The organism is Bradyrhizobium sp. P5_C11_2 (assembly GCF_054049755.1).
Genome location: NZ_JBFULT010000723.1, coordinates 1 through 3,128 on the forward strand (window position 1 = coordinate 1; position 3,128 = coordinate 3,128).

At 55.5% G+C, this 3,128-nt stretch carries 3 protein-coding genes; all 3 read right to left on the reverse strand.

Annotated features, from left to right (window positions below):
• Positions 1-317, reverse strand: a 317-nt coding sequence (locus tag ACXJL8_RS37540) for a hypothetical protein (protein WP_456686659.1), incomplete at its 3' end; no start/stop codon positions are given.
• A complete protein-coding gene (locus tag ACXJL8_RS37545) occupies positions 314-1,495 on the reverse strand; it encodes a glycosyltransferase family 4 protein (protein ID WP_456686660.1) in 1,182 nt (393 codons plus the stop codon). The genes ACXJL8_RS37540 and ACXJL8_RS37545, both read right to left, overlap by 4 nt.
• A gap of 360 nt (positions 1,496-1,855) precedes the next feature.
• The gene (locus ACXJL8_RS37550) at positions 1,856-2,809 is read right to left on the reverse strand and encodes a hypothetical protein (RefSeq protein ID WP_456686661.1); all 954 of its coding nucleotides are present in this window, start codon (positions 2,807-2,809) and stop codon (positions 1,856-1,858) included.
• Positions 2,810-3,128 lie beyond the last annotated feature (319 nt).

A 3,128-nucleotide genomic window follows, 5' to 3' on the forward strand; every position in this document is an offset into this window, starting at 1 on the left:
AGAGGCGCGTTTGGAATCGATCTGATAAGGGCGATGGTGAAGGTGGCGAAGTACAGGAGAAAAAGTCTGATGGATGTTCGTTCGAGTTTGTCGGTCGCGTGTAGAGGCGCAGTGTGGAGCACCAGATAAGCCAAGACTACTGCTGATAATAAGTTGAATGGTTTAAGCCCTTGGATGTCGAACAAATTGTCTGTCACGCGCTGGAAGGGCAAAATGAAAACGAACAAGAGAAAGAAAAAGGTGCCAGCTTCCGCGACTGAATGCGGCGACGCGAGATGATAAGGCGCTCGGCCGCTATGGCTCAAAGATGCACTCATCGACCTATCGAAATTGGTTGATCAGGTCGCCGCGAGGAAACCGGGCGTTTTGACTTGGCGACAAGAGGCGTCAAAGCCGCAATTAACTCGCGGGCTTTTACCGTCGGCGAGTGATTGGCCCTAACATAGCTCTGACATCGTCGAGCGAGCGCGTTGTATTCATTCGCGTCCATGTCCCAGAATGTCTTCACGGATTTGCAAAGTGCCAACTCGTCCTCAGCCGAGGCGCCGAGTGTATGACGCACGATGATCGAGTCCGGATCGACTTGCCGGCGCGTCGTGACTGGTGTGCCCACGGCGAAAGCTTCCAGGAACACGTTCGAAAAGCCCTCGAAATCCGATGTGCAGAGAAGCATCGTAGCCTCTGATAGAAATTGTTGAACGTCTGCCCGCCGGATATAGCCAACAAGTTCCACGTTTGGCAGATGGCGCAAGCCATTCACGGCGTCCAGCGTCGATTGATCAACAATTCGGTCTGGCATCCCTGCCACGCGGAACTTGACGGCCGGAAGTTCCTGGGCGATCCGAAAAAGCAATGGCAAGTTCTTTCCATAGCGGAAGACACCAAGCCAGGCGACATATCTGCGTTCTGCACGCGGTAAAGGAGCGGCCGCGTCCTCTGCTACGACAACGGCATTATGAACGACGTGAATGGGTTTGCCTGGAAAAAGCGCCGCCAACTTCCCGCGTTGATACTCATTTTGACAGAGAAATGCGTCTGTTCGATTCCGAGCCCAAGAATAAGCCAACCATTCATAAGATCGAAGACCGATTTTGCATCGTTCATCGACGTCTTTGTCGTTGACGACGCGGTGGACGAACGGAATCCTTAGTTGGCCGGCGACGAAAGCCATGATGGCGGTATGGATCCCACATACGCCTTGGATGATAATATCTGGACGATAGGCGCGGGTGGCTGCCAATACTTTTGGGATGTATGAGTAGAAATACTTCGCAACCCGCACCCCATGCGCGGGGTCATAGGTTTCAATAAGTTTGATTTTCTGGCCTGAACCTACATGGGCCAAAGCACCCTTCCAGGTAAGGAGAGCGGCTTCGTGACCGGCGTTTTCAAGCGCGCGAAGCCATATTGAAAGTTGGACCGCCCAGCCGCCGATCGGGTGGTCATCATCCTTCAATAGATAGGGAATGGAAAAATCTATCGAGAGAATTCGCACCTGACACCCCGAGCTTACTGCGACCGCAATATCAACATGGCACCCAAACTCACACCCCAAGCACCATAGTATTTTGAACCGGTCCGCGGCTCGACCCTTTCGGATTACCCATTCTCGATCACAGGAGAAGCCCAGACCAGCAAATCGCGGAATGGGGTGCGCCAAGCCGGGAAGTAAACCGGCATCGAGAGCTTTGGATCGCCGAGCGAGGGAAGTGGTTCTCCGCCGAACGGCCCCGCAGCTCGTGCCGAGTCGCGTGTTCGCCAAGGAACACGAGCGAGGGGCCAAGCTGAGCGCCCTTGGGAACGCAGTCGATCCACGCGATCGAATAGGTTGAACTGTCGCCGGCGTCGGGGGCGATCATTTCGCAATAAATTCCGAATCCGCTGCCCCCCGTATCTCACTTGTGACGGCTGGGCGTTGAGGGCGGCCAATTTTGGTTTGCCGTTCGCAATTGTGTTCCCCTGCCCCAGCCGACAACACGATATCCTCAATCTCGCTCCCGTCGCGGATCCTGGCTACGATCTCAAATTTGTTCGCCTCGCTAAGCTGGAAGATCGTGCCGTTGTTGTTGCCGTCCGCGTGCGTTCGGTTCACAATCAGGAACGAACCGGCATCCATCAGCCGATCCTTGAGATTGTCCACGGCGCGGCGCAACTGCGCCTCGTCGAAATAGCCGCGATTAAGCAGATTTGACACGCGGATTGCGTTGAACCGGCCGCGCAGATGCTCCGGGGTCGGCGCCATTATGTCGTCATCGGCAAAACTCAGCCGGGCGTTGTCGCGCGCATCCGGGTTCACAAGCAGTACAGCCTCTCCCCTTCGCCTCCCATAGGTCAACAGCAACAGCGTGCTTGCAAGCGCATTGAGCGCGGCGACGAAGAAACCGGTACCCCTGAAGAAATCCCGCGGCCCATCCAAGGACCATCGGACCGGGCGATTGCCGAGAATGTGCTGAATCACCTTGCCGTCGCGGTCGAGAAGAACCTCATATCCCGGCAACAGGGGCACGAGGCTCCCGTGCATGCACAGGTCCGTCGCGACGATTTCCGCATCGATACCAGCCTGGGCTAGGGCTTCCGCCCATTCGAGCGTGGAAATCCCCGAGGATGCGCCTACGTCCATGATCTCGCGCGGCTTACGGTCGAGTTTCTGCCACTCGCCGATAACCAGCATATTGAGATCATCGAGTCGATGATGGTCGGTGGTCTTGAAGGTGCCGTTGCRCAGGCGGATTGAGGCAAAGAATGCCGCCTCCTCCTTTTGCGTAAACGTATCACCTGCTGTCAAAAAACTCCTTGCATTCAAAATCACGCCGGCCTCCAAAATCTCGCAATGCGCAAAGCCCAGACCTGCCTTTAGACAAGATCATAAATGCAAAAAAGCGCCACGGTGGGCCGAAGTGCGGGCGATTGATCCAGGACGTGGCTACCGGCCATGTGAAACAATGCTAAGAGGTTCTGTTGGCGCATGGTCACTCCAGATCCCGGAGGCCGACTCCCCAACGGGACGAGACGTATTAGCTAGTGCATTTCCTTCTCTTCGCATCTCGGCAAGTGTTCGATAATACCCTGTCACAATCAAGATAGCAGCATAAGACACCAAAACGGCAGCAGGCCCGACTGTCGCAGCA